Annotated in this window: 22 protein-coding genes; 6 read left to right on the top strand and 16 right to left on the bottom strand. The window is 60.8% G+C overall.

From position 1 onward, the window contains the following. The 14 genes from F560_RS0120265 to F560_RS0120195 all read right to left on the bottom strand — a co-directional run. Positions 1-208: helix-turn-helix domain-containing protein (locus F560_RS0120265; RefSeq protein ID WP_019007569.1), on the bottom strand; the 208-nt coding region annotated here is incomplete at its 3' end. Positions 209-1099: 891 nt separating this feature from the next. Then, positions 1100-2425, bottom strand: coding sequence for an LLM class flavin-dependent oxidoreductase (locus F560_RS0120260; RefSeq protein ID WP_019007568.1), 1326 nt, complete (start codon positions 2423-2425; stop codon positions 1100-1102). Positions 2426-2441: 16 nt separating this feature from the next. Continuing rightward, positions 2442-2993 (bottom strand): GNAT family N-acetyltransferase, encoded by a 552-nt coding sequence (locus tag F560_RS0120255; RefSeq protein ID WP_019007567.1) that lies wholly within the window; start codon positions 2991-2993, stop codon positions 2442-2444. Positions 2994-3005: 12 nt separating this feature from the next. Then, positions 3006-3500, bottom strand: a complete 495-nt coding sequence (locus F560_RS23825; protein WP_019007566.1) for a DinB family protein — start codon at positions 3498-3500, stop codon at positions 3006-3008. After that, positions 3497-4660, bottom strand: a complete 1164-nt coding sequence (solA, locus tag F560_RS0120245) for an N-methyl-L-tryptophan oxidase (protein ID WP_019007565.1) — start codon at positions 4658-4660, stop codon at positions 3497-3499. The genes F560_RS23825 and solA overlap by 4 nt, the downstream gene beginning before the upstream one ends. Next, positions 4657-5859, bottom strand: coding sequence for an amidohydrolase (locus F560_RS0120240; protein WP_019007564.1), 1203 nt, complete (start codon positions 5857-5859; stop codon positions 4657-4659). Before F560_RS0120240 ends, solA begins: the two co-directional genes overlap by 4 nt. Beyond that, entirely contained in the window at positions 5856-6884 is a 1029-nt protein-coding gene (locus tag F560_RS0120235) for an MsnO8 family LLM class oxidoreductase (RefSeq protein ID WP_026298426.1), read from the bottom strand. Before F560_RS0120235 ends, F560_RS0120240 begins: the two co-directional genes overlap by 4 nt. A 22-nt stretch (positions 6885-6906) precedes the next feature. Continuing rightward, the gene (locus F560_RS0120230; RefSeq protein ID WP_019007562.1) at positions 6907-7659 is read right to left on the bottom strand and encodes an amino acid ABC transporter ATP-binding protein; all 753 of its coding nucleotides are present in this window, start codon (positions 7657-7659) and stop codon (positions 6907-6909) included. A 3-nt stretch (positions 7660-7662) separates the two neighbouring features. Further along, positions 7663-8373, bottom strand: a complete 711-nt coding sequence (locus F560_RS0120225; RefSeq protein WP_019007561.1) for an amino acid ABC transporter permease — start codon at positions 8371-8373, stop codon at positions 7663-7665. Next, positions 8363-9154 (bottom strand): amino acid ABC transporter permease, encoded by a 792-nt coding sequence (locus F560_RS0120220; RefSeq protein WP_019007560.1) that lies wholly within the window; start codon positions 9152-9154, stop codon positions 8363-8365. The genes F560_RS0120225 and F560_RS0120220 overlap by 11 nt, the downstream gene beginning before the upstream one ends. Before the next feature lie 44 nt (positions 9155-9198). After that, positions 9199-10071, bottom strand: coding sequence for a transporter substrate-binding domain-containing protein (locus F560_RS0120215; protein ID WP_019007559.1), 873 nt, complete (start codon positions 10069-10071; stop codon positions 9199-9201). Between the two features lie 161 nt (positions 10072-10232). Continuing rightward, a complete protein-coding gene (locus F560_RS0120210) occupies positions 10233-11117 on the bottom strand; it encodes a LysR family transcriptional regulator (protein ID WP_019007558.1) in 885 nt (294 codons plus the stop codon). Between the two features lie 205 nt (positions 11118-11322). Continuing rightward, a complete protein-coding gene (gene add / locus F560_RS0120205) occupies positions 11323-12369 on the bottom strand; it encodes an adenosine deaminase (RefSeq protein WP_019007557.1) in 1047 nt (348 codons plus the stop codon). 201 nt (positions 12370-12570) lie between these two features. Then, complete coding sequence (locus tag F560_RS0120195; protein WP_019007555.1) at positions 12571-13035, bottom strand: cupin domain-containing protein; 465 nt, start codon at positions 13033-13035, stop codon at positions 12571-12573. A gap of 113 nt (positions 13036-13148) precedes the next feature. On the opposite strand from F560_RS0120195, the gene F560_RS0120190 reads away from it, so the two are divergent. Continuing rightward, a complete protein-coding gene (locus F560_RS0120190; RefSeq protein ID WP_019007554.1) occupies positions 13149-13730 on the top strand; it encodes a gamma carbonic anhydrase family protein in 582 nt (193 codons plus the stop codon). On the opposite strand, the gene F560_RS0120185 is transcribed toward F560_RS0120190, so the two are convergent. Both F560_RS0120185 and helD read right to left on the bottom strand, forming a co-directional pair. Beyond that, positions 13725-14354 (bottom strand): TraX family protein, encoded by a 630-nt coding sequence (locus tag F560_RS0120185; RefSeq protein WP_245554918.1) that lies wholly within the window; start codon positions 14352-14354, stop codon positions 13725-13727. The genes F560_RS0120190 and F560_RS0120185 overlap by 6 nt on opposite strands. A gap of 86 nt (positions 14355-14440) precedes the next feature. Beyond that, a complete protein-coding gene (helD, locus tag F560_RS23820; RefSeq protein WP_019007552.1) occupies positions 14441-16837 on the bottom strand; it encodes an RNA polymerase recycling motor HelD in 2397 nt (798 codons plus the stop codon). A gap of 238 nt (positions 16838-17075) precedes the next feature. Between helD and F560_RS25730 the strand changes: the two genes are divergently transcribed. The 5 genes from F560_RS25730 to F560_RS0120155 all read left to right on the top strand — a co-directional run. Beyond that, a complete protein-coding gene (locus tag F560_RS25730) occupies positions 17076-17573 on the top strand; it encodes a hypothetical protein (RefSeq protein ID WP_156829071.1) in 498 nt (165 codons plus the stop codon). Beyond that, positions 17570-18250 carry a M50 family metallopeptidase gene (locus F560_RS0120170; protein WP_019007549.1) on the top strand — a complete coding sequence of 227 codons (681 nt, stop codon included), beginning with the start codon at positions 17570-17572 and terminating at the stop codon, positions 18248-18250. Before F560_RS25730 ends, F560_RS0120170 begins: the two co-directional genes overlap by 4 nt. A gap of 89 nt (positions 18251-18339) precedes the next feature. Continuing rightward, entirely contained in the window at positions 18340-19743 is a 1404-nt protein-coding gene (locus tag F560_RS0120165) for a SpoVR family protein (RefSeq protein WP_019007548.1), read from the top strand. A gap of 54 nt (positions 19744-19797) precedes the next feature. After that, the gene (locus F560_RS0120160) at positions 19798-20682 is read left to right on the top strand and encodes an SDR family oxidoreductase (protein WP_019007547.1); all 885 of its coding nucleotides are present in this window, start codon (positions 19798-19800) and stop codon (positions 20680-20682) included. Between the two features lie 409 nt (positions 20683-21091). Continuing rightward, positions 21092-21299 (top strand): transposase (locus tag F560_RS0120155; protein WP_019007546.1); only part of this gene is annotated, 208 nt, incomplete at its 3' end.

Raw genomic sequence — 21299 nt, 5'->3', positions numbered from 1 at the left:
CTCGATGGGGATTCCCACGCTTGTCTTCAAATGCCGCTATTCCATTTTGACGATATTTCCTCATCCAGACCTTGACTCGATCTTTATCCTGTATCCCCAAATGCTCCGTGATCTTCCTGTAGCTCCATCCCTCTTCCACATGTAATCGAATGGCCTCTAGCTTAAGCGATTTTGGATAATGCTTGAACTTCTGTCCCTTTATAGCCATAAGAAATGCACCCCCTAGAATTTTCATCGGATTAACCAAGGGGTTTTTCCAATGTCTATTCTAAAGGGTGCACTCTATTGTCCAGGCGGGGGCTTTTTTGGCGCTTACGGGTATGCGGGCGCTCAGCCGCCATGCAGTCCGCCCAGTACCCTACATCGCCCGCAGTCGCGACGCTCAACCGCCAAGTAGTCCGCCCAGTACCCTACATCGCCCACAGTCGCGACGCTCAACCGCCAAGTAGTCCGCCCAGTACCCTACATCGCCCGCAGTCGCGATGCTTTACCCCCATGTAGTCCGCCCAGTACCCTACATCGCCGACAGTCGCGATGCTCATCCGTCATGTAGTCCGCCCAGTACCCTACATCGCCCACAGTCGCGATGCTTAGCCGCCATGTAGTCCGCCCAGTACCCTACATCGCCCGCAGTCGCGACGCTCAACCGCCAAGTAGTCCGCCCAGTACCCTACATCGCCCACAGTCGCGATGCTTAGCCGCCATGTAGTCCGCCCAGTACCCTTCTTTGCCCCCAATCGCGGTGTTCACCTGCCAAGTAGTCCGCTCAGTACCCTACGTGCTCCTCCGATGCGAATAAAGGCGATGCATACGGAAACCGTCAAGTAAAAGCCATCTATATAGCCGCAAAAGATAAAAACGCCGACGCGCCGGTGCGTGGCCCGGGCGGCCGGGTGAACGGGTGAACAGGTGAATGGGTGACAAGGTGAATGGGTGGCAAGGTGGCGGGTGGACAGGTGGCGGGTGGACGGGTGAACGGGTGGCGGCCGTTCGGACTTTCAGCCGGCGGAAACGCCGAACAGCCATGCCCCGCCCGCTCGAAAAGGGGAAAGCATGGCTGTCCGGACTACCCTATCGCCGCACCTATCTGTCTTAAGCTTTAACCGTTCACCCTGGCCAACGTATAGCGGTTCGGGGGAATCGGCACACCCAAATTGCCGCGAAGCGTATCGGCTTCGTATTCCTTGCGGAAAATTCCGCGCCGCTGCAGAATCGGAACGACCAGGTCGACGAAATCGTGCAGCCCGCTCGGCAAATGCGAATGGATAATGAAGCCGTCGGCCGCTTTCTCCTCGTGCCAGCGCTGGATCAGGTCCGCGATCTTCTCCGGCGTGCCGATGAACTCGCCGCGCGGCGTCGCGCTGCGCAGCGCGACCTGGCGCAGCGTCAGGTTCTGCTCCTTCGCGATCCGCTTGATTTTGTCCGTGTTGCTGCGGAAGCTGTTTTTCCCCACATCGCCGATGTCGGGGAACGGCTCGTCAAGCGGAAATTGCGAGAAATCGAAATGGTCGAAAAAACGTCCCAAATAGTCGAGCGCTTTCTCGATCGTGACCAGATTGGCGATTTCCTCGTATTTGCGCTCGGCCTCCTCCTCGGTGCGGCCGATGATCGGGTTGATTCCCGGAAGAATCACGATATCGTCCTCGGACCGTCCGAACGAAACGGCCCGCTGCTTGACGTCGGCGTAGAACGCTTTCGCCTCCTCCAGCGTTTCGCTCCCGGTGAAGACCGCATCCGCTTTCTTGGCGGCCAGCGTCTTCCCGCTCTCCGACGATCCGGCCTGGAAGATGACCGGACGCCCCTGACGGGAACGGGCGATGTTGAGCGGTCCCTGCACGGAGAAGTACTTCCCTTTATGGTTCAGCCGGTGCATTTTGGCCGGATCGAAAAACACGCCTGTTTCCTTGTCCCGGACAAACGCATCGTCCTCCCACGAATCCCACAGGCCGTTGGCGACTTCAAGAAACTCCTCGGCGATCTGGTACCGCTCGTCGTGGGAAGGGTGCGGCTTGTCGCCGTAATTGAGGGCCGAGCCTTCCAGCGGGGACGTGACGACGTTCCACCCCGCGCGGCCGCCGCTGATATGGTCGAGGGAGCCGAATTGCCGGGCGACCGTAAACGGCAGGCTGTACGAAGTGGACAGCGTTCCGACCAGGCCGATCCGGGAGGTAACCGCAGCAAGGGCGGACAAAATCGTCAACGGCTCGAAGCGGTTCAGAAAATGGGGGATCGATTTTTCGTTGATGTACAAGCCGTCGGCGATAAACACCAAGTCGAACTTGCCTTCTTCGGCTTTCAGCGCCTGCTTCCGGTAAAACGGAAAGCTGACGCTGGCGTCCGTCGGCACTTCGGGATGGCGCCAGGCCGACACGTGGCCGCCCACTCCGTGGATCATGGCGCCCAGCTTCAGCTGCTTTCTCGCCATCGCAACTCCTCCTTTTTTATAGAAAAGCCGACTCCTTCAGCCGCAGCCGGTAGCATTTGACCCATGTGTGCCCGTTGCTGAACTCCTTGTCGGGAGCGCGCTCGAATCCGAGCCGCTCGTACAGCTTCACCGCCGACGCCATCACGTCCGACGTATGCAGATAAAGCGTATCGCTGCCCCACTCGCGGGAACGGCGCGCGCATTCGCGAAGGATGGCCGTCGCCACGCCCCGGCCCCGGGCGTCCCGTGCGACGCCGAGCAGCCGGACGATCGGCCCTTTTATGCCGAGCTCCGGCAGCCCGTAGGCGGCTTCGGAGGAATCGAACAGCAGCGCGCTGCCGACGATCCGGCCTTCCCATTCGGCGACGATGCGCGCCTTGGGGCCGTCTTCTTCAACGGATGCCAGGATGGATTCCATGTAAGCCGGCCATCTGTCGGACAGCGCCGCTTCGTACTGGCTGTAAGCTTCCAGAAGAACGCTGCGGATCGACGCTTTGTCGGCTTCTTCCGCGTCCCGAACGACCAGCGACGAATGTGCGGCATTTACCGTGTTTGCCGTATCCGCCATGCATCCCGCCTCCTAAACGGCGTTTTCCGTTCGGCTGCCGGCCGGAGCGTCCCCGAGAATGCGCGCGATCTGCCGCAGATGGGTCTGCAGGTGCTCCGCGAAGGAGCGAATCACTTCGGACAGCGTGACCCGCTGGCCGCGGATATTAACGGCCGACTTTTCGCCGTATTCGGCGGGAATCCGTTTGAACAGCAGCCGGTTATATTTGACAAGCGCCTCGAAAAAATCCAAAATGTCCGCCGCCGAGCTTTCGTTCGCCCGCGAATGCAGCACCCATGCGTCCTGGTCGAAGGCCGGCAAGCGGGCCGCCGAATCGGAGATGATCTCCCGGATGCGGTACGATACGACGATGTGGTGATCCGCCAGATGGGACAGCACCTCGGTCACGCTCCACGCATGGGGCGAGGGCTTGTGCGTCAGTTGCGCCTCCGTAAGGCCGGCGACCGCTTCCCGCAGTTGACTGATCGAATTTTCATACCATTGAATGTCCTGCTCGCTTAAGCTCATGGCGTTCCCTCCTGCAAAATGGTGGAATGGACAAAGCGCGAAGCCGAAAACAGGCTTAAATCGTAGCCGGGGTCGCCCCGAACGATCCAATCGGCCAGAAGACGGCCGACGGCGCTCGAGAACTTGAAGCCGTGTCCGGAAAAACCGCCGGCAAGCCACACATGGGGATGCTCGGGATGCCGGTCGAGGATGAAGCGTTCGTCCGGCGTCAGCTCGTATTTGCACACGGCGCCGCGATTCAGCTTGCCCGCCGCCAGCGGCATGAAGGCTTCCAGCGCCCGGCGCAGATCGCCCTCGTCTTCGGGCTGCGCGCCGAACGGCTCGAGCCTTTGTCCCGGCTTCCACGGCAAGCCGGCGTCGTGCCTGCCGATCTTCAGCCCCGCTCCCCCGATGCTCGGAAATCCGTAAAAGCCTCCAAGCGGAGAGGCGAGCGTGAAGCCGGGAAACGAGCCCGCTTCGAACAACGGCTCGCGCGAAGCGAACCAGCCGACCGCCTTGCGGACCGGGCGGATCGGCAGCGCCACGAACGGCTCCAGCGCCGTGAACCATGCGCCCGCGCTCAGGATCGCCCGGTCCGCGGAATAAGCGCCTTGCGGGGTATGCGCCGTCACCCCCGCTTCCGCCGCCTCGACCCGCAGGACGGGCGCATTGGGCAGAAGCTTCGCTCCTTCCGCTAGCGCGAGGCGCTTGTAGGCGGCGACGCATTTTTCGCTGTACAGGTAGCCCGCATCGGGTTCGTACATGCCCTCATAAGCGTCCGGCAGCCGGATGCCCGGCCAGCGCCGGCCGATCTCCGCCGCGTCCAGGCGCTCGACCTTCACGCCGGCCGCCTCCGCATCCGCGATCCGCGCGTCAAACGAGTACAGTCCGGTATCCGCCATATTCAAGACGCCGGACCGCACCAGCAGCCGTTCCCCCGTCTCCGCCTCCACCTCGTGCCACAGCCGGTCGGCCGCAAGCGCCATTTCGATGTAGACGGGACCGCCGGCGTACGCATGGCGAATCAATCTCGGCTCCCCATGATGGCTTCCGTTGGCGTGGGGAGGGTCGAAGGCGTCGATCAGCAGCGTCCGCACGCCCTCGCGCGCCAAATAATAGCCCGCGCTCATCCCCATCGAACCCGCGCCGACGACCATGACGTCGTAATGCCGGCCGCTCATGCCCGATCCCGCCTTTCCCCGGTTTCTTCCCCCGTCCGGGTCAGGCGGAGCAGCGCTTCCTCGGCCGCATTCGCGAGATAGCTCGCCGCGAGCGGAAGCGCGCGTTCGTCGACGTCGAAGGCGGGATGGTGCCATTCGTGCGGACCGAACGTGCCGATAAACGCGAACACGCCGGGCACTTCGCGCTGATAAAACGCGAAGTCCTCTCCCGCGGGAGACGGCACGGGCTCGACCGCCGTCAGGCCCGCTTTTGCGGCGGCGGCCGCCGCGGCTTCGGCCCAGTACGGATCGTTGATCACGGCCGGCGGCCCTTCGATCCAGCGAACCCGCACGCCGGCGCCGAACGCGGCCGCCACCCCGCGCGCCACCTGCTCGAACCGCTCGCGAACCAGAAGGCGCACGTCGGGGTCGAACGAACGCAGCGTGCCTTCCAGCACCGCCTTTTCCGGAATGACGTTCCAGCTCGTTCCGGCCTGAAGGCGCGTCACGCTCACCACCGCGCTCTGCAGCGGACCGACGTTGCGGCTGACGATCGACTGCAGCGCCGTCACCAGCTGGGCGGCGGCCACGATCGGATCGACGGAAGCCTCCGGTACGGCCGCATGGCTCCCGACGCCGTGCAGCTCGACGACAAAGCCGTCTGCCGCCGCCATCAGCGGCCCCGCCTTGATCCCGATTTGCCCGACGGGCAAATCGGGCTTGTTGTGAAGGCCGAAGATCGCCTTCACCCCTCGCAGCGCGCCGCTGGCCAGCACCAGATTGGCGCCCTGCGCTTTCTCCTCGGCCGGCTGGAAGATCAGCCGCACCGTCCCCGGCAATTCCCGCTCCCGCTCCTTCAACAGAAAGGCCGCTCCGAGCAGCGCCGCCGTATGGAAGTCGTGCCCGCATGCGTGCATCTTTCCGTCATGGCGGGAGGCGAACGGAAGGCCCGTCTCTTCCCGGACCGGCAGCGCGTCGATGTCCGCCCGAAGCGCGACAACGGGACCGCCGTGCAGGCCTCCCGCTTCGGCGACCAGCCCGGTCTTAAGCGGAAAATCCGCAATCCGGACGCCGGCTTCCGCGAGCCACGCGCGGATCGCCTCCGTCGTCCGGAACTCCTCGTGCGACAGTTCCGGATGCGCATGCAGCTCCCTGCGGATCGAGACGAGCTTGGCGTTCCAATCCGCCAACGGGTGTTGAACGTCCGCATTCCCGCTCATGCGCGTTCCCCCGCTCCCGCCGGCAATTCGGAGAAAGCCTCCTTCAGCAGTTCAAACGAGCGTTTGCGCTTTTCAAAATCCTTCACGGCGGCCGTGACGATAAACTCCTCCACGCCCAGCCGCTCCGCAAGCTCCAGCAGCCGCGCGCGGACCGTATTCTTCGATCCTTTCGTGACGTTGGCCTCCTGAATTTCGATCGTATACGGCTCGTCTGTCTGCCTGCCGAACTCCTCGGCATGCTCGACCGTGCTAACCGTAATCGTTCGTCCGCTTTCCAGCCGGATCTTGACGTTTTTGATCGCTCCGGCCAGCTCCTCCGCCTCCGCGTCCGTCTCCGCCGCGACGACCGACAGCGCCGCGATCGGGCGGGGAGCGGCTTCGCCCGAGCCGTTAAAACGCGAGCGGTAGGCGGCAAACGCGGCCTCCGCCGTGCCGATATCGCCGTTGATAAACAAGGCGAAAACGTACGGGTGCCCCGCCGCTGCGGCCAGTTCCGCGCTCGCCACGCTTGTGCCCAGCACGTACAGCTCCGCGGGCCGGTCAACGGCAGGATAGGCCTTCAGGCCGTACAGCGGATGGTCCTTCGGCAGGCGGTCGTGCAAATACAGCTCGAGTTCGGCCAATTTCTCGGACAGGGGAGCCGGATCGGTCACCCCTTTTTGCAGCGCCTTCGTCGAATTCGGCAGCCCTCCCGGCGCCCGGCCGATGCCCAGCTCCACCCTTCCGGGGGCCAGCGCGGCGAGCACGTTGAAATTTTCCGCCACTTTGTAAGGGCTGTAATGCTGCAGCATGACGCCGCCCGAGCCGATGCGGATGCGCTCGGTTTTGGCCAGCAAATACGCGATCAGCACCTCCGGCGAAGAACCCGCCGCGTGGCTGCTGTCGTGATGCTCCGACACCCAGAAGCGCTCGTAACCGAGCTTCTCGGCCAGCCTGGCAATCTCCAGCGTATGCCTGAACGCATCCGTTGCCGTTTCCCCCTCGAACCGGAGGCTTTGATCCAAAATGCCCAGCTTGATTGCCATGTTCATCCGTCCCCTCCTGCGGTTAAATCGAATAGCTCCCTTCGGGCGCAAACCGGCTCAGAAAAAGCCTCGTTCTCTCTTCCTTCGGCCTTGCGAACAGTTCGCCGGGCGGACCTTCCTCGACAATCGTTCCCTGGTCCATAAAGACGACGCGGCTGGCCACCTCCTGCGCGAAGCTCATCTCATGGGTCACGATGATCATCGTAATGCCTTCCTTCGCGATGTTGCGGATAACCGCCAGCACCTCGCCGACCAGCTCCGGATCGAGCGCGGACGTCGGTTCGTCCAGCAAGATCGCCTCCGGCTCCATCGCCAGCGCCCGCGCGATGCCGATACGCTGCTGCTGGCCGCCGGACAACCGGCTCGGATAGGCGTCCAGCTTGGCGCCGAGCCCCACCTTCTCCAGCAGCCGGACGCTGCGCTCGCGGGCTTCGGCCTTCGGCAGCTTCCGGACGACGGTCAGCCCTTCCATCACGTTTTCCAGCGCGGTTTTGTGGCGGAACAGGTTGTACTGCTGGAAGACCATCGACGTTTTGCGGCGCAGCGCGAGCACCTCCTTCCGGTGCGCCCGGCCGGCGGCGACCGCCAGATCGCCCACGATCACTTCGCCCGACGTCGGCTTCTCCAGAAAGTTGATGCAGCGCAGCAGCGTCGTTTTGCCCGAACCGCTCGGTCCGACAACGGCGACGACTTCTCCTTTTTCCACCTTCAGGCTGATGCCTTTGAGCACCTCCTGCTTGCCGAACGATTTCCGCACCTCTTTAAGCTCGATCATGGATCATGCCACCCCTCCCCGGTTGTATGCGCCAATCCGCCTCTCGATCCGTCCGCACATCCGTTCGATCGCGATCGTCAGCCCCCAATAAATGAGCGCCGCGGCCAAATACGATTCGAAAAATTTCCAGTTGGTGGAGGCGACGATTTGCGCCTTGGCGTTAATGTCCACGACCGACACGGTAAAAGCGAGCGTCGAGCCGTGCAGCATGCCGATGACCGAATTGGACAGGTTGGGCAGGCTGGCGGCAAGCGCCTGCGGGAACACGATGCGCCGAAGCGCCTGCGGCGTCGTCATCCCGAGCGAATACGCGGCTTCCAGCTGCCCCCGGCTGACCGCCAGCATCCCGGACCGCACGACCTCGGACAAGTAAGCTCCCGCCGTAATCGAGAATGAGAGGTAAGCGAACCCGATCATCGGAATCGAGGCGGAACGGAAGCCTAAGCCGAGCAACTCCGCCAATCCGTCGACGACATAGGGAAGTCCGAAGTAGATGAGAAAAAGGTGGGTCAACATCGGCGTGCCGCGGATAAACGTAACGTAAGCGGACGCAAGCCGATGCAGGACCGGAACGCGATAGATCCGCAGCAGGGCGGCGGCCGTTCCGATGACGAAACCGCACGCGACCGAGACGAACGTAATCAACAGCGTCGTCGGGATCGCGCCCAGCAGCCGTACGAACGCTTCGACGATAAAAGCTCCGTCAAGCTTCATCCGCGCGCGCCTCCTTCCAGGGCAGACGCATGGCGGAGCTGCCGAACAACCGTCTTCTGCGCCGTTCTTTGAACGGCAGGGAAGGCTCGGCATTCTCCGGACCCTCGTATTTCAGCAGCCTTCGCTCGGCGATTTGGAACAGCTTTTGCAGGATAAGGCTGATCACGAAATAGATCGCCGCGAGCGAAACGTACGCCTCGATAAAATGCCGCGTGGCCGCCACCAGCGTCTGCGCTTTTCCCGTCATCTCCATGACGCCAAGCGAGAAGGCCAGCGACGTGTCTTTCAAATTGGCGATGACCTGGTTGGCCAGCACCGGCACCGACACGGCCAAGGCTTGCGGCAGCACGACCCGGACAAACGCCTGAAATCCGGTCATGCCGATCGCATAAGCCGCTTCCGTCTGCCCCCTGTCCACCGCTTCCACCGCCGCCCGGACCGCCTCCGAAATGTAGGCCGCGCTGTGCAGCGCATACGTCAAAATGACGAACACCAGTACCGGCGTCCGGGTCACATCGATATGGACGAGCTTCAGCAGCTCCGGCAGTCCGTAATAGATCAGGAACAGCAAAATGAGAATCGGCGTTCCGCGAAAAAAGGAAACGTACAGCTGGGACAGCCGCTGCAGCACAGGCACACGGTACAGCCGCGGCAGGGCCACAAGCACGCCGATCGCAAGGCCCAGCGCCATCGAAGCGGCGACGATCAGCAGCGTCGTATGCAGACTGCTCAGCAGCTTCGGGATAAACTCAAAGACGTAGCGAAGTTCCGGTTTCTCCATCCCGCGTTGCCTCCTTTCTCATCAAACTCGGAAACGCGCGGCGGTTAACCGCCGATCTGGGTGAAGTCCTGGCCGAACCATTCCAGACTCAGCTTGGAAATGGCCCCCTCCGCCTTCAATTCCCGAATCGCTTCGTCAATCCGGTCGGCGAGCTGCTGGGATTCGGGTTCCCCCTTCCGGAAGACGAACAGAATATCGGCTTCGCTGAGCGTCTCGCCGACGGTCTTCAGCTTGCCTTCGGGATCGATCAGCGGCAGCGCGAAGTCGGCGGCAAGCGTCGCATACACGCGGCCCGACACGATCTGGGGCACCGTATCGTTGGCTCCCCCGTTCTGATAAACGATGTCGATCGCGTTGTTATGCTCCTTGTTGTAATTTTCGAGAATCGTCGCTTCGGCGCTTGTCGCCGTCGTCAGCACCTTCTTCCCTTTGAGATCGTCCAGCGTGCGGATGTCGTCGTGATTGTCCTTGGCGACGACAATCTTGTTTTTCCAGGCCGCGTAAGGCTCTTTGTTAAACAGGTACTTTTGTTCGCGCTCCGGGTTCTTCTCCATCTCATGCGCGATGAAATCGATCTTTTTCGTCTCCAGGCTGAGCAGCAGATTGGTGAACTCCATCGTTTGCAAATCGAACGCATACTCCGGCAGGCGCTCGTCGATCAGCCTGACCAGCTCGACGTCGAAACCGGTCAGCTTGCCGTTTTCGTCGATGAAGCACACTTTCGGAAACTGCGTGCCCGTCCCGACGACAATGCGTTTAACCTTCTGCAATGACGGGGCGCTTTCGCTTGCCGCTGGCGATGCCTTCGGAGAAGCCGCTACGCCTCCGCTTTGGTTGCCTGCGCCGCAGCCGGCCAGCAGCGCCACGAACGTTGCGGCCGCCAGAACGGACGAAACCAGCCGGTGAGATGCTTTCATTTGAACCCCTCCACGTCAATGTCTAATAATTCCTACATGATAAGTGCGATTTTATTGGAATCCAATGTATCACCCGGCGGAACGTCCGTCAATGCGCTGCGTAATAGAGAAAATCTATCGATCGATGCATCATTTTAATAACCGCTCATCTTCATAACCGCTCACCGGGACAAGGACAGCTCCCGGCCGATTTGCAGCAGCTCCCGGACCAATTCCTCGTGCTCCCCCTGCGGCGCCACGATGTTCGTCTGCATGGAAATGCCCGCCGTTTCCGGAAAATCGATCGCAAACAGCTTGCCTTCCGCGACCTCCCGCCTCACGCACAGCGACGGCAGAAAGCAGATGCCCGCCCGCTCCATGACCAGCTTTTTGGCCATCTCGGAATTGTCCGTTTGAATCTCGACGTTCGGCGGCTGCCGGAGCGTTTCGAAAATGCGGTGGATGCGCTGCCAGTCAAGCGCCCCGCATTCGAAAAAAACGAGCGGCTGATCGCCGATGGCCTCGATGGTAAGCGCCTCGTTTCCGATAAACGGATGATCCGCATACACGTGAAGCCGAATGGGGTCCTCGAAAAATTTGACGGAGGTCAGGTTCGGATGGGTAACGTTGCGGACGAGGCCGATGTCGACCTCCTTGTTCAGCACCTTGCCTACCAGTTCGTCGGTGACGCCGGTTACGAATTTAAAGCGGAGACGGGGATATTTCTTCTTCAGCAGAGGTAGAAGCTCGGGAATGACGTAATTGGATACCGAGACGGTGCAGCCGATCCTCAGCTCGCCCGTCAGGCGGCGCTTTTGCTGCACATGCTGCTTTCCTTTTTGATACGTCTGGATAATCTGCTGGGCGTAAGGAAGAAATCGTTTTCCCTCCTCGGTCAGCACCGCCTGCTTGCCGACCCGGTCGAACAGCCGGCAGTCCAGTTCCCGTTCCAGCGACTGGATGCGCGCCGTAACCGAAGGCTGCGACAGAAACAGCGCCTCCGCGGCCCGGTTGAAGCTTCCGAGATGAATGACGTAAACGAACGCTTCCAAATTTTCAATATTCATTCCGCTCCCCCCAATTCGCAAAAAAAAGAAGCCGCTTCCCGCGCGAATGAGAAACAGCCTCCGGTGGTCCGGTCGATTGTTATATTTATAATTCCGATTATTTTAGTCTATATTAAACCCGCCGACGCTGCTCGTCAAGGATGAGCGGAGCCCCGCGGGAACCGTCCGTATGGCGTTTCGGCTCCGTTATCGGCTTCCGGCAAGCTTACACGGCGGAAATTCCGTATCCCTGAAGCTCATGGACGATTTGGCGGCGAAGCGCCGCCTTCTCCGTTTCATCCAGAAAAGCGGCTTCTACGCCGTTGACGATCAATTGTCCGATCTCCTGCAGCGTAAAGCCGAACTTTTCCATCAGCAAACCGTATTCCTTCGTCATATCCGTATCGGATACGGTCAGATTGTCGGTGTTGACCGTGACGGCAAGGCCTTGCTCGACATATTCCCGGATCGGGTACCGGTCCCAGCCGGGCGACGCCTTCGTCTGGATGTTGCTGACCGGACACATTTCCAGCGGAATGCGGCGCTCCTTGACCAGCTCAAGCGTAGCTTCGTCTTCCTTCGTCCGCACGCCGTGGCCGATCCGGCGGGCGCCGAGCGCAAGCAGCGCGCCCCGGACGCTTTCCGCCCCCGCCGCTTCGCCCGCATGAATGGTGATCGGCAAGCCGGCCCGAATCGCCGGAGCGAACGCCTCCTTGTGCTGCTCGGGCGGATAACCGGCTTCCGGTCCGGCCAAGTCGACCGCGGCCACGCCCCGGTCCCGCAGACGAACGGCCGCCTCCACGACCTCCCGGTTGGCCGCGACCGGATGGTTCCGCAGGCAAGCGGCGATCACGCGCCCTTTCACGCCGAAAGCCGCTTCTCCCCGCTTCAGTCCCCGGACCGCCGCAAGCAGCACTTCGTCCACGGTCAGCCCTTTTCCCCGGTGAAGCTGGGGACCGAGCCGCACTTCCACGTAGCGGACGTTATGCTGCGCCACCTGCTCCGCCAGCTCGAAAGCGGCTCTCTCCAGCGCGTCTTCGGTGTGAAGCACTTGGGAAACCCAATGGAACTTGCTCAAATAATCGACGAGGCTCCCGCATTCCTCTCCGACGCTCATATAAGGCCGCATGCCGTTCGCGCCGGCAGCCGGCAGCGCAATGCCCTGCGCTTCGGCGAGCTCGACCAGCGTGGAAGGCTTCACGCTTCCGTCCAAGTGAACATGAAGATCCGTTTTGGGAAGCTTGCGCAATAGCTCCCTGTCTTTCGCCTGCATCAGGTCTCCCTCCCTGAGAAAAAGCTTGCCGCCGACGCCGCCGCGCGGCTTTGTGTCCGCCGTTTTTCATCTCTTGTTTTTGCCTTATAATGAAGGCAAGCCGGTCCGGGCGATCGGAACGTTTCCGGTTGCGTCAAATTACCTTACATAATTAAAGTAAAGTGTACTTGTATCTGGAAAATATGTCAATGTTCCTGCTCGTTATTTCGCCGAATCGATCAGCCTGAAGTCGTCATAATGGAAAGCGGGCGCGACCACGCAGGTGACGAATACCGGTTCGTCCGAAAGCGGCGTAGCCGTCTGCCAGACGCCGCCCGGCACGAGCGCTTGCGGCCGCTGCCCCTTGGCGATGTCCATGCCGAGCACGATGCGTTCCTGTTCCTCGGGCTTGTCCCCTTTGCCGCCCAGCGTAAGCAGCAGCGGACCGCCGGAATGGTAAAGCCACAACTCGTCGGACAAAACCGTATGCCACGCGGATACTTCGCCCGGATGCAGCAGGAAATAGACGGAGCTTGCCGCCGCCCGGGCGGACGAATAGCGGGAACCGAGCACCTCGCGCGGAATTTCGAACGAGGCCCGCCAGATTTCCTTGTACCATCCTCCCTCCACGTGGGGCTTTAGATCGAGAGCTTTGACGAGCGGGGATAACTTCTGCAATTGCGCCATGATGGTTTCTCTCCTTGGACTTGCTTTTTATATTTACGTTAGAGTGTATAGAAATCCGGCGCAATGTCAATAAACATGCCAAAACGAGGACAGCTTAAAAAGGAGAATGAAAGATGCCCGTATACGAGCTTGACGGAGTAAAGCCGACCGTTCATCCGACCGCCTATATCGCCCCCGGCGCGCGGATTGTCGGCAATGTGGAGATTCAGGCCCATGCCACCGTATGGTTTAATGCCGTGCTGCGCGGGGATAGGGAAAAAATTACCGTAGGCGAAGGAGCCAACGTTCAGGACGGCGCGGTCGTGCATACGGACCCCGGATTTCCCTGCACTATCGGCCGGAACGCGACGATCGGCCACCAGGTTGTGCTGCACGGCTGCACGGTGGAGGAGGACGCCGTGGTCGGCATGGGGGCGACGGTGCTGAACGGCGCCGTCGTGCGGGAGGGGGCTTTTGTCGCCGCCGGCAGCCTGGTGCCCGAGGGCAAGACGGTCGAGAGCCGGATGCTCGTCGCGGGCGTGCCGGCAAAGCCGCTCAAGCCCGTGAGCGAAGAGCTGCTGCAGCGGGCCGGACGCGGCTCCGCCTTTTACCGGAGCAACGGGGCGATATACGCCCGGTCGCTGCGGGAACTGCCGGAAGCCCCATCGTCCGGTTCGCAGGCGGCAGCTCAGCCGCCGGATGCCTCCCGTTCATAAAGCCGCAACCGCAAGCAGCGCGAGGTGCGCGGGATAGAACGACAGCCAGAGCCAGCGGGGAACGCGGATCGTATCCAGCCGCTTCAGCAGGATTTTTCCGTATGCGAGAAGACCGGTCGGAATGATGCTGAACAGTTGGATCCACCAGCCGTTGTAAAGGAAATACAGCAGATTGAGCCCGAAGTGCGCAGCCACCCAATATTCCCGCGGCAGATATCGGTAAATCAGCACAAGCGCCAGGCAGTAGGCGCCGTACTCGAACGGAAGCAGCTCCAGCAGCGCCGCCGCGGCCAAGACGACCGCCGCCGAAATCAACCGGCTTCCCTTGAAACGGTCCAGCGCGGCCAAGACGATCAGGCAAACCGCGAACGTGCCGATGACATTGATCCGCGCCCACTGGAAGGCCAGCATATACGGAACCTGCGATACGGCGGCGAGCGCGGCCAGGCGCATCGCATACCGCTTGACGCTCCGGGTGCGGCGGTAGCCGAGCGCAATCCCGAACGCGTAGAGCGGAAAGGCGATCCGTCCGATGATTCTCAGCAAGGGCTGGTCGGGGAAAAAAACAAAGCCGATATGGTCGACAAGCATCGTCAGCATGGCCGTAATCTGCAACGGCGACACCCCTTATCCGTCCGGTTCGGCTCCGAGGCCGCAGACCGGCGCATAGCGCTTTGCAACCCGGCGCCCCGGGAGGGCTTGCCTTCGGATCAAGCCCTCCCGCGTTCCGCTTCCTTCAAGTCTTTCGCCGCGTGCGCCGCCGCCTCGTCCAATCCGAGCAGCGGAGACGGAGCGCCGACATGATAGACGTGCAGAACGTGCAGCGCCCTCGTGCATACCGTATACAGCAGCTTGCGGTCCTGCTCCCGCCCGTAGCGGGAAGCCGAAGCGTCCCATACCAGCACGGCGTCAAACTCGATGCCTTTGGACAAATACGAAGGCAAAATCGAGATGCCGCGCGGCAGCTTCGCCGATTCGCCGCTCACCAGCGTCACCGGCACGCCGTCCGCAAGCCGCTCCTTGATCAGAGCCGAAGCGTCGCCGGCTTCTCGAGCCGTCTTGGTGATGATGCCGACCGTAGCGTAGCCCGCTTCGAGCAGCGCCTTCGCGTCGGCGGCGACGCGGTCCGCCAGTTCGGCGGCGTCGGCGCAGCCGGTCACCGTCGGAACCTCCCCGTCCCGATGGAAAGGAGCGATCGCGGCCGCATCCTCGGGACGCAAGATACGCTTGGAAAAGGCTACGATCGGCTCGGTCGAGCGGTAGCTCGTCGTCAGCCGCCAGACGGCCGTATCCTCGGGAGCGACGAGCCGTGTCCAGCCGTTAAACCCTCCGCTCTCCAACGCCTGCGCATAGATCGCCTGGTTGAAGTCGCCCAGCACGGTGATCCTGGCTTTCGGAAACCGCCGCCTGAGGAAAGCCGCCTGAAACGGCGAGTAGTCCTGCGCCTCGTCGACGAACAGATGGCGGACGTCCCCCTCGACTTTGCGGAAGCCTTCGAGCGCTTCCAGCACGTACAGCAGCGGAGTCGCATCCTCGTGATCGATCGTTTTGCGCCCGAGCGTCTCCTCCGCCCGCTGCGCCATCCACTCCCAGCCGTCGGGCAGCTTGCCGTCCGGCGAGCACTCCGCAAACAGCGACCGGCTGCGAAACAGCTCGAGGTACGTGCCGATCGGATCGATAAAGCGGAACGCGCGCACCGCTTTGCGCAGCGGCTCGATCAGCCGCTCGGCCGCGCGGCGCATGAGCAGCTCGGTCATCCGCTCCTCGTCGTTGAACGCGCCGTCGTGGAACCCGCCTTCGCGCCGGATTTGCACGTACGCGCGTTGAATTTCCTCCTCGTCCGCCAGCTCCGCCGCTTCTTCCAGCCATGCTTCGCCCATCTGATGATCGACCCAAACGGTCAATTGTTCGTTCAGCCAGCGCCGCAGCTTCAGCATTCGTTCGCCGAAATCTCCCGAAGCGTATGCGCCGTAAAAATGTTGCGCGATTTCCTCGCTCGACACGATCGTGTCCTTGCGGAAGCGAAGCGGCCGGAACTTGACGCCTTCCTTCTGCAGACGCGCCAGATAGTTGCCGACGGTCTGGAAGAAATGCTCCGACCCTTTGTACCGCACGGCCCGCTCCCTCGCTTCGCCTTCCGGCGACCCTTCCAGGGCGGCCAGCGTTTCGAACTGCGAGAACAGGTCTTCCACCTGCCATCTGCGGCCGAGACGGGCCTCGATCAGTTCGCGGAACGTCATTTGCCGCATGTTGGCTTCGCCGAGATCCGGCAGCACGCGGGAGATGTAGCCCTTGAAAACCGGATTCGGCGAGAACAGCACGATTTGGTCCGGCGTGAGCGTCTCGCGGAACCGGTACAGCAAATACGCGACCCGCTGCAGCGCCGCCGACGTTTTTCCGCTGCCCGCCGCGCCCTGCACGATCAGCAGCTTGTGCTTCTCGTCGCGGATGATCCGGTTCTGTTCCTTCTGGATCGTCGCCACGATGCTTTTCATCGACGTATCCGAACGCTCCGACAGCACCGCCTGCAAAATCTCGTCGCCGATCGTCTCGTTCGTGTCGAACACATGCTTCAGCTTGCCGCCGCGAATGACGAACTGCCGCTTGAGCGTGAGCTCGCCCGCCACTTCGCCGTTCGGGGTCGCAAAAGAGGCCGGACCCGGCTCGCAATCGTAGAACAGGCTTGAGATCGGCGCCCGCCAGTCGTAGATGTAAAAGGTTTGGCCGTCTTCGCCGACCAGCGAGCTTCTTCCGATATAGATTTTCTCCGCTTCTCCTCCCGCTTCGGCAAAGTCGATTCGCGCAAAATACGGATTATCGCGCTGCTTCGCCAGCCGTTCGGCCTCGGCCGACGCCACCTTATGGCTCCGTTCGCGTTCGGCGAGCAGTTCGGCTTGCTGGACGATGCTGGTCCACGTCTCCCCAAGCTCCGTCGCATCGGAGAAGTTGACCGTCACGTCATCCCAGAATTCCTGCCGGATGCCGACGACGTCGCCGCGCCGGGCGCCAAGCACCGCCAGCTCTTTCCTCAGCCTGGCGTCCACTATGGCGAGTACGTCGTTTAACCGTTTCGTCTCCTCCTCGCGGATGGACTGTTCGTTGGACACGCTCTCTCTTCCTTTCCGTTGCAATTTTGCGATATCCCTTGTTGTATCACGCCCCGAGCCCGAGCGCAAGTTCAAACGGCATTTGCGGTGCGCCAATTTTGCGCGGCGCGCGCCGATATTTCCCGGGAAAAGCCGTAACGGTTCGAAATGGACTTGGGCTCCCCTTTAACCGCCGGGCCGGCTTGTCAACGGCGGTCATATGCTGTAGGGGAGACGACCGACGACAAGGAGGCTTATCATGACCCGGACCCGCGTCAAAACGTACCGCCATCGGATCGGCAAAAACCAATACCTCGTCATTCAAATTTACCAATCGGCTTCTGCCCATGCCGATACGGGCAATGCGCTGGCCACCAAAGCGCTGAATATCCAATTTCGAAACAGCCGCGGAAACGGCGCAAATAGCGGCGGCAGCCCTGCTTTCGGAAAGGGGATGGGACGTCATGAAGCGCAAATCTTCCTCGTACAAGCAAAAGTGGAACAACGGCAAAACGAAAGTCAACGTCGGCCAATCCGCTCGCGCCTCGATCAATCAGGGCGGCAACGCGATCTCCATCAATGCGAGCGATATCGGAGTCGTACGCATACGTCCGCAATAACGAACGACCGTCGCCCCGGCAGGGGCGGCGATTTTGTTTGCCCAGCCCATTTTCCGCATTTCTTTTTCCGCCATTCCAGTATAATGGAAGAGAAAACCATTCGGTCAAACCGATTCGGCAAAGGGGTGCCCCGTTGAAAAAGTGGACGACGACCTTCGTTTATTTGCTCGTTTGCGCCATTCTCACCCGGTTTATTCCGTTTTCATCCTTTTTCCGCAACGTCGATACGCTCGTGCATGAATTCGGCCATGCCGCGGTCACGCTTCTGCTGTCCGGGCGCGTGCTCGCCGTCGAGCTTCATCCCGACCACAGCGGCCTTACCCGCTCGCTGCTGCAGGGCACATGGAAGTTTATCCCCGTGACGCTGGCCGGCTATATCACCGCATCCTTGTTCACCATGCTTTTGTTTTACCTGTACCGCCGCAACCGGCTCAAAGACGGGCTGATCCTGTCGGTCTCGATCGCGCTGGCGGCGCTCGTCTTTTTCGTCCGTTCGGGCTTCGGCACAACCTGGCTGCTCGGGTTCGCCGCGCTCACGTTCGTCGTCCTTCTCATCGGCAAAGGTTGGCTGACCAAATTCTATTATTTGCTCATTGCGTTTCTGTCGCTCGACGAATCCGTGCTGGGGCCGGCGTTCCTGGTGGCCGGCTCGCTGACCGATCCGGCCTCTTCCGGGGACGCCTACGGCTTGCAGCGGCTGACCGGTATTCCCGCCGTCGTCTGGGCGCTGCTGTTCCTTGTTGTCTCCCTCTTTTGCGCCAAAGCCGCGCTGAGCCACTTTATGCGGACCGGAACGCGGCATCGGACGCCGTAAGCCGCGTTTGTCCCTTGGTCACATCCGGCGCTCTGCCCTCATATACATAGGGTGGAGAACATTTTGCCATTGGGAGGGGGCAGGCTGCCATGAGCTACGAACAGGTACGAAAGGAACTGGAGAGGGCCATTGAAGAGATCACCGAAATCGCCCAAGGCTTCGGGCTCGATTTCTATCCGATGCGGTACGAGATTTGTCCGCCGGACATCATCTATACATTCGGCGCCTACGGCATGCCGACCCGGTTCAGCCATTGGAGTTTCGGGAAAACCTTCAACCGCATGAAGATGCAATACGACCTGGGCCTGAGCAAAATTTACGAGCTGGTCATCAACTCCAACCCTTGCTACGCTTTTCTTCTCGACGGCAACTCGGTCGTGCAGAACAAGCTGATCGTCGCCCACGTGCTGGCGCACTGCGATTTTTTCAAAAACAACGCGCGCTTCTCCGCGACCAACCGCGATATGGTCGAAAGCATGTCGGCCACCGCCGAACGGATCCGCCAATACGAAATCGACTACGGAACCGACGAGGTGGAAAAATTTCTCGATGCGGTGCTCGCCATCCAGGAGCATATCGATCCGGGCATCGTGAAGCCGCACGGGTTGGACAAACGGCAGTACATGGAATGGCAGCGGAAAGAAGTGAAGGAGAAGCCGCGGCGGAAGGCCGCTCCGTCCCCTTACGAAGACCTTTGGGCCTTGGACGAGCGCGTTTCGGCGGAGCCGAAGCGCGAGCAGAAGCAAAGCCCGGAGACCCGCAAATTCCCGCCGCAGCCGGAGAAAGACCTGATCTGGTTCATCCAGGAGTTTTCGCCGGCGCTGGAGGATTGGCAAAGGGACATTATGTCGATGCTGCGGGAGGAAATGCTTTACTTCTGGCCGCAAATCGAAACGAAAATCATGAACGAAGGCTGGGCAACCTTCTGGCATCAGCGGATTATGCGGGAGCTGCCGCTTTCGAGCGAGGAGACCATCGAATACGCCAAGCTGAATTCCGCCGTCGTGCAGCCGTCGCGCAGCTCGCTGAATCCGTATTACCTCGGGCTGAAGATTTTCGAAGATATCGAGAAGCGGTGGGGACGCGAGCGGATATTCGAGGTCAGGGAAATGGATTCCGACCCTTCCTTTTTGCGCAATTACTTAACCAAGGAGCTGACGGAAGAGCTCGATCTGTACGTCTTTGAGAAAAAAGGAACGGATTGGACCATTACCGACAAAACCTGGGAAAACATCCGCGACCAGCTCGTCTTCTCCAGGGTAAACGGCGGGTTTCCGTATCTGGTCGTCACCGACGGCGACTGGCAGCGCAACGGCGAGCTTTACCTTACGCACCGCTACGAAGGAATCGAGCTCGATCTGAAATATGTGGAACGGACGATGCCATACGTCGTCAAGCTGTGGGGCAAACCGGTCCATCTGGAAACGTTCGTGGACGGCGCCAACGTCCTGTTCAGCTGCGACGGCAAAAAAACAACCCGAAAAAACGTTTAAAACCGTTCTTTGGGTCGCAATCTAACTTCTATGGAAAGGAGTGGATTGCAACCCATGACGTCAACCGATCAACCGGCTAAGCCCAGCCGTCCGAACCAATTTCCCCCGCAGCATCAGGACCGCCAGCCCGGGCTGGAAAGCGACATGACTCCGCTTCCCGAAGCGGAGTCGCCCATCTACAAGCCCGCCGGCAAGCTGTCGGGCAAGGTCGCCGTCATTTCCGGCGGGGACAGCGGCATCGGCCGGGCCGTCGCCATCGCGTTCGCCAAGGAGGGAGCGGACGTGGCGGTCCTCTACTTGAACGAATTTACCGACGCGAGAGAGACGCAGCGGCAGGTCGAGGAGGAAGGCCGCCGCTGCCTCATCCTGGACGGGGATATCGGCGATCCCGCTTTTTGCGCGAAGGCCGTCAAGGAGATCGTGCAAACGCTGGGCAAGCTGGACATCGTCGTCAACAACGCCGCCGAGCAGCATCCGCAGAACAAGCTGGAGCAGATTACGCCGCAGCAGCTTGAGCGGACGTTCAAAACCAATATTTTCGGCATGTTTTATTTGACGCAGGCTGCGATGCCGCACCTGAAATCCGGTTCCGCCATCGTCAATACCGCTTCCGTCACGGCCTACCGGGGAAGCCCGACGCTGCTGGACTACTCGTCCACCAAAGGGGCCGTCGTCGCCTTCACCCGCTCGCTGGCGCTGAACCTTGCCGATCAGGGCATCCGCGTCAACGGCGTCGCGCCCGGACCGGTCTGGACGCCGCTGATTCCATCCACCTTCGACGCACAGCAGGTGGCGAAGTTCGGCTCCAACACGCCGCTGAAGCGCGCCGCGCAGCCGGACGAAATCGCCCCCGCCTACGTATACCTGGCGAGCGAGGACTCGTCGTATATGACGGGACAGATTTTGCACGTCAACGGCGGCGAGATTGTCAACGGGTGACGGGAGCCGCTTTCGGGGCTGTCCCAAAAGGAAGTCTGCTCTCCTGACGGACAGCTGTCTTGAATGGCGGTGCAAGGGGGGGCCCTGCATCGCCATTTCTTGCTTTCGGTCTATGGCCGATTTCTTGCGTAAACTTCATTTGCCCAAACTCCCTCCAGCTCGATTCTTTGCCGCCAACCCCGACGATAACCCGTCATGTAACGGACAGACAATCCGTTATGAAAGCCATTTGGCAGGAAAAACGAATGGTTGCGGACAGGAGATCCGTTAATCCCCCGGAAAACCGTAAAAAGGCGCATGTTTTGCGTGATTAGCGGAACCTGTGTCCGGAGTTGCATGTAGACTAAAAAGTGGACACGCCGTAGTAGCGGCCCGTACAATATAACCAACCAAAAGGTCGAGGTGTGTCATGGGGGATATCCGTCAACATTTTGACGACGAGTTTAAACGTCAAACCGTTAAGCACATGCAAGAAAGCGGCAAAACCCCGGCTGAAGTATCCAAGGAGCTGGACATCCCGGTAAGAAGTATTCGGGCTTGGAGAAGGCAGTTTGCTCCCACCGGTGAGAAATCCCAATTGTTTGTGGACTACGAAAAAATGAAGAAGCTGGAACAAC

The sequence above is a fragment of the Cohnella laeviribosi DSM 21336 genome (assembly GCF_000378425.1).
Lineage (GTDB): Bacteria > Bacillota > Bacilli > Paenibacillales > Paenibacillaceae > Cohnella > Cohnella laeviribosi.
The sequence above is the reverse complement of the archived record's forward strand: the minus strand, read 5'-3'. Positions and strand labels throughout refer to the sequence as shown.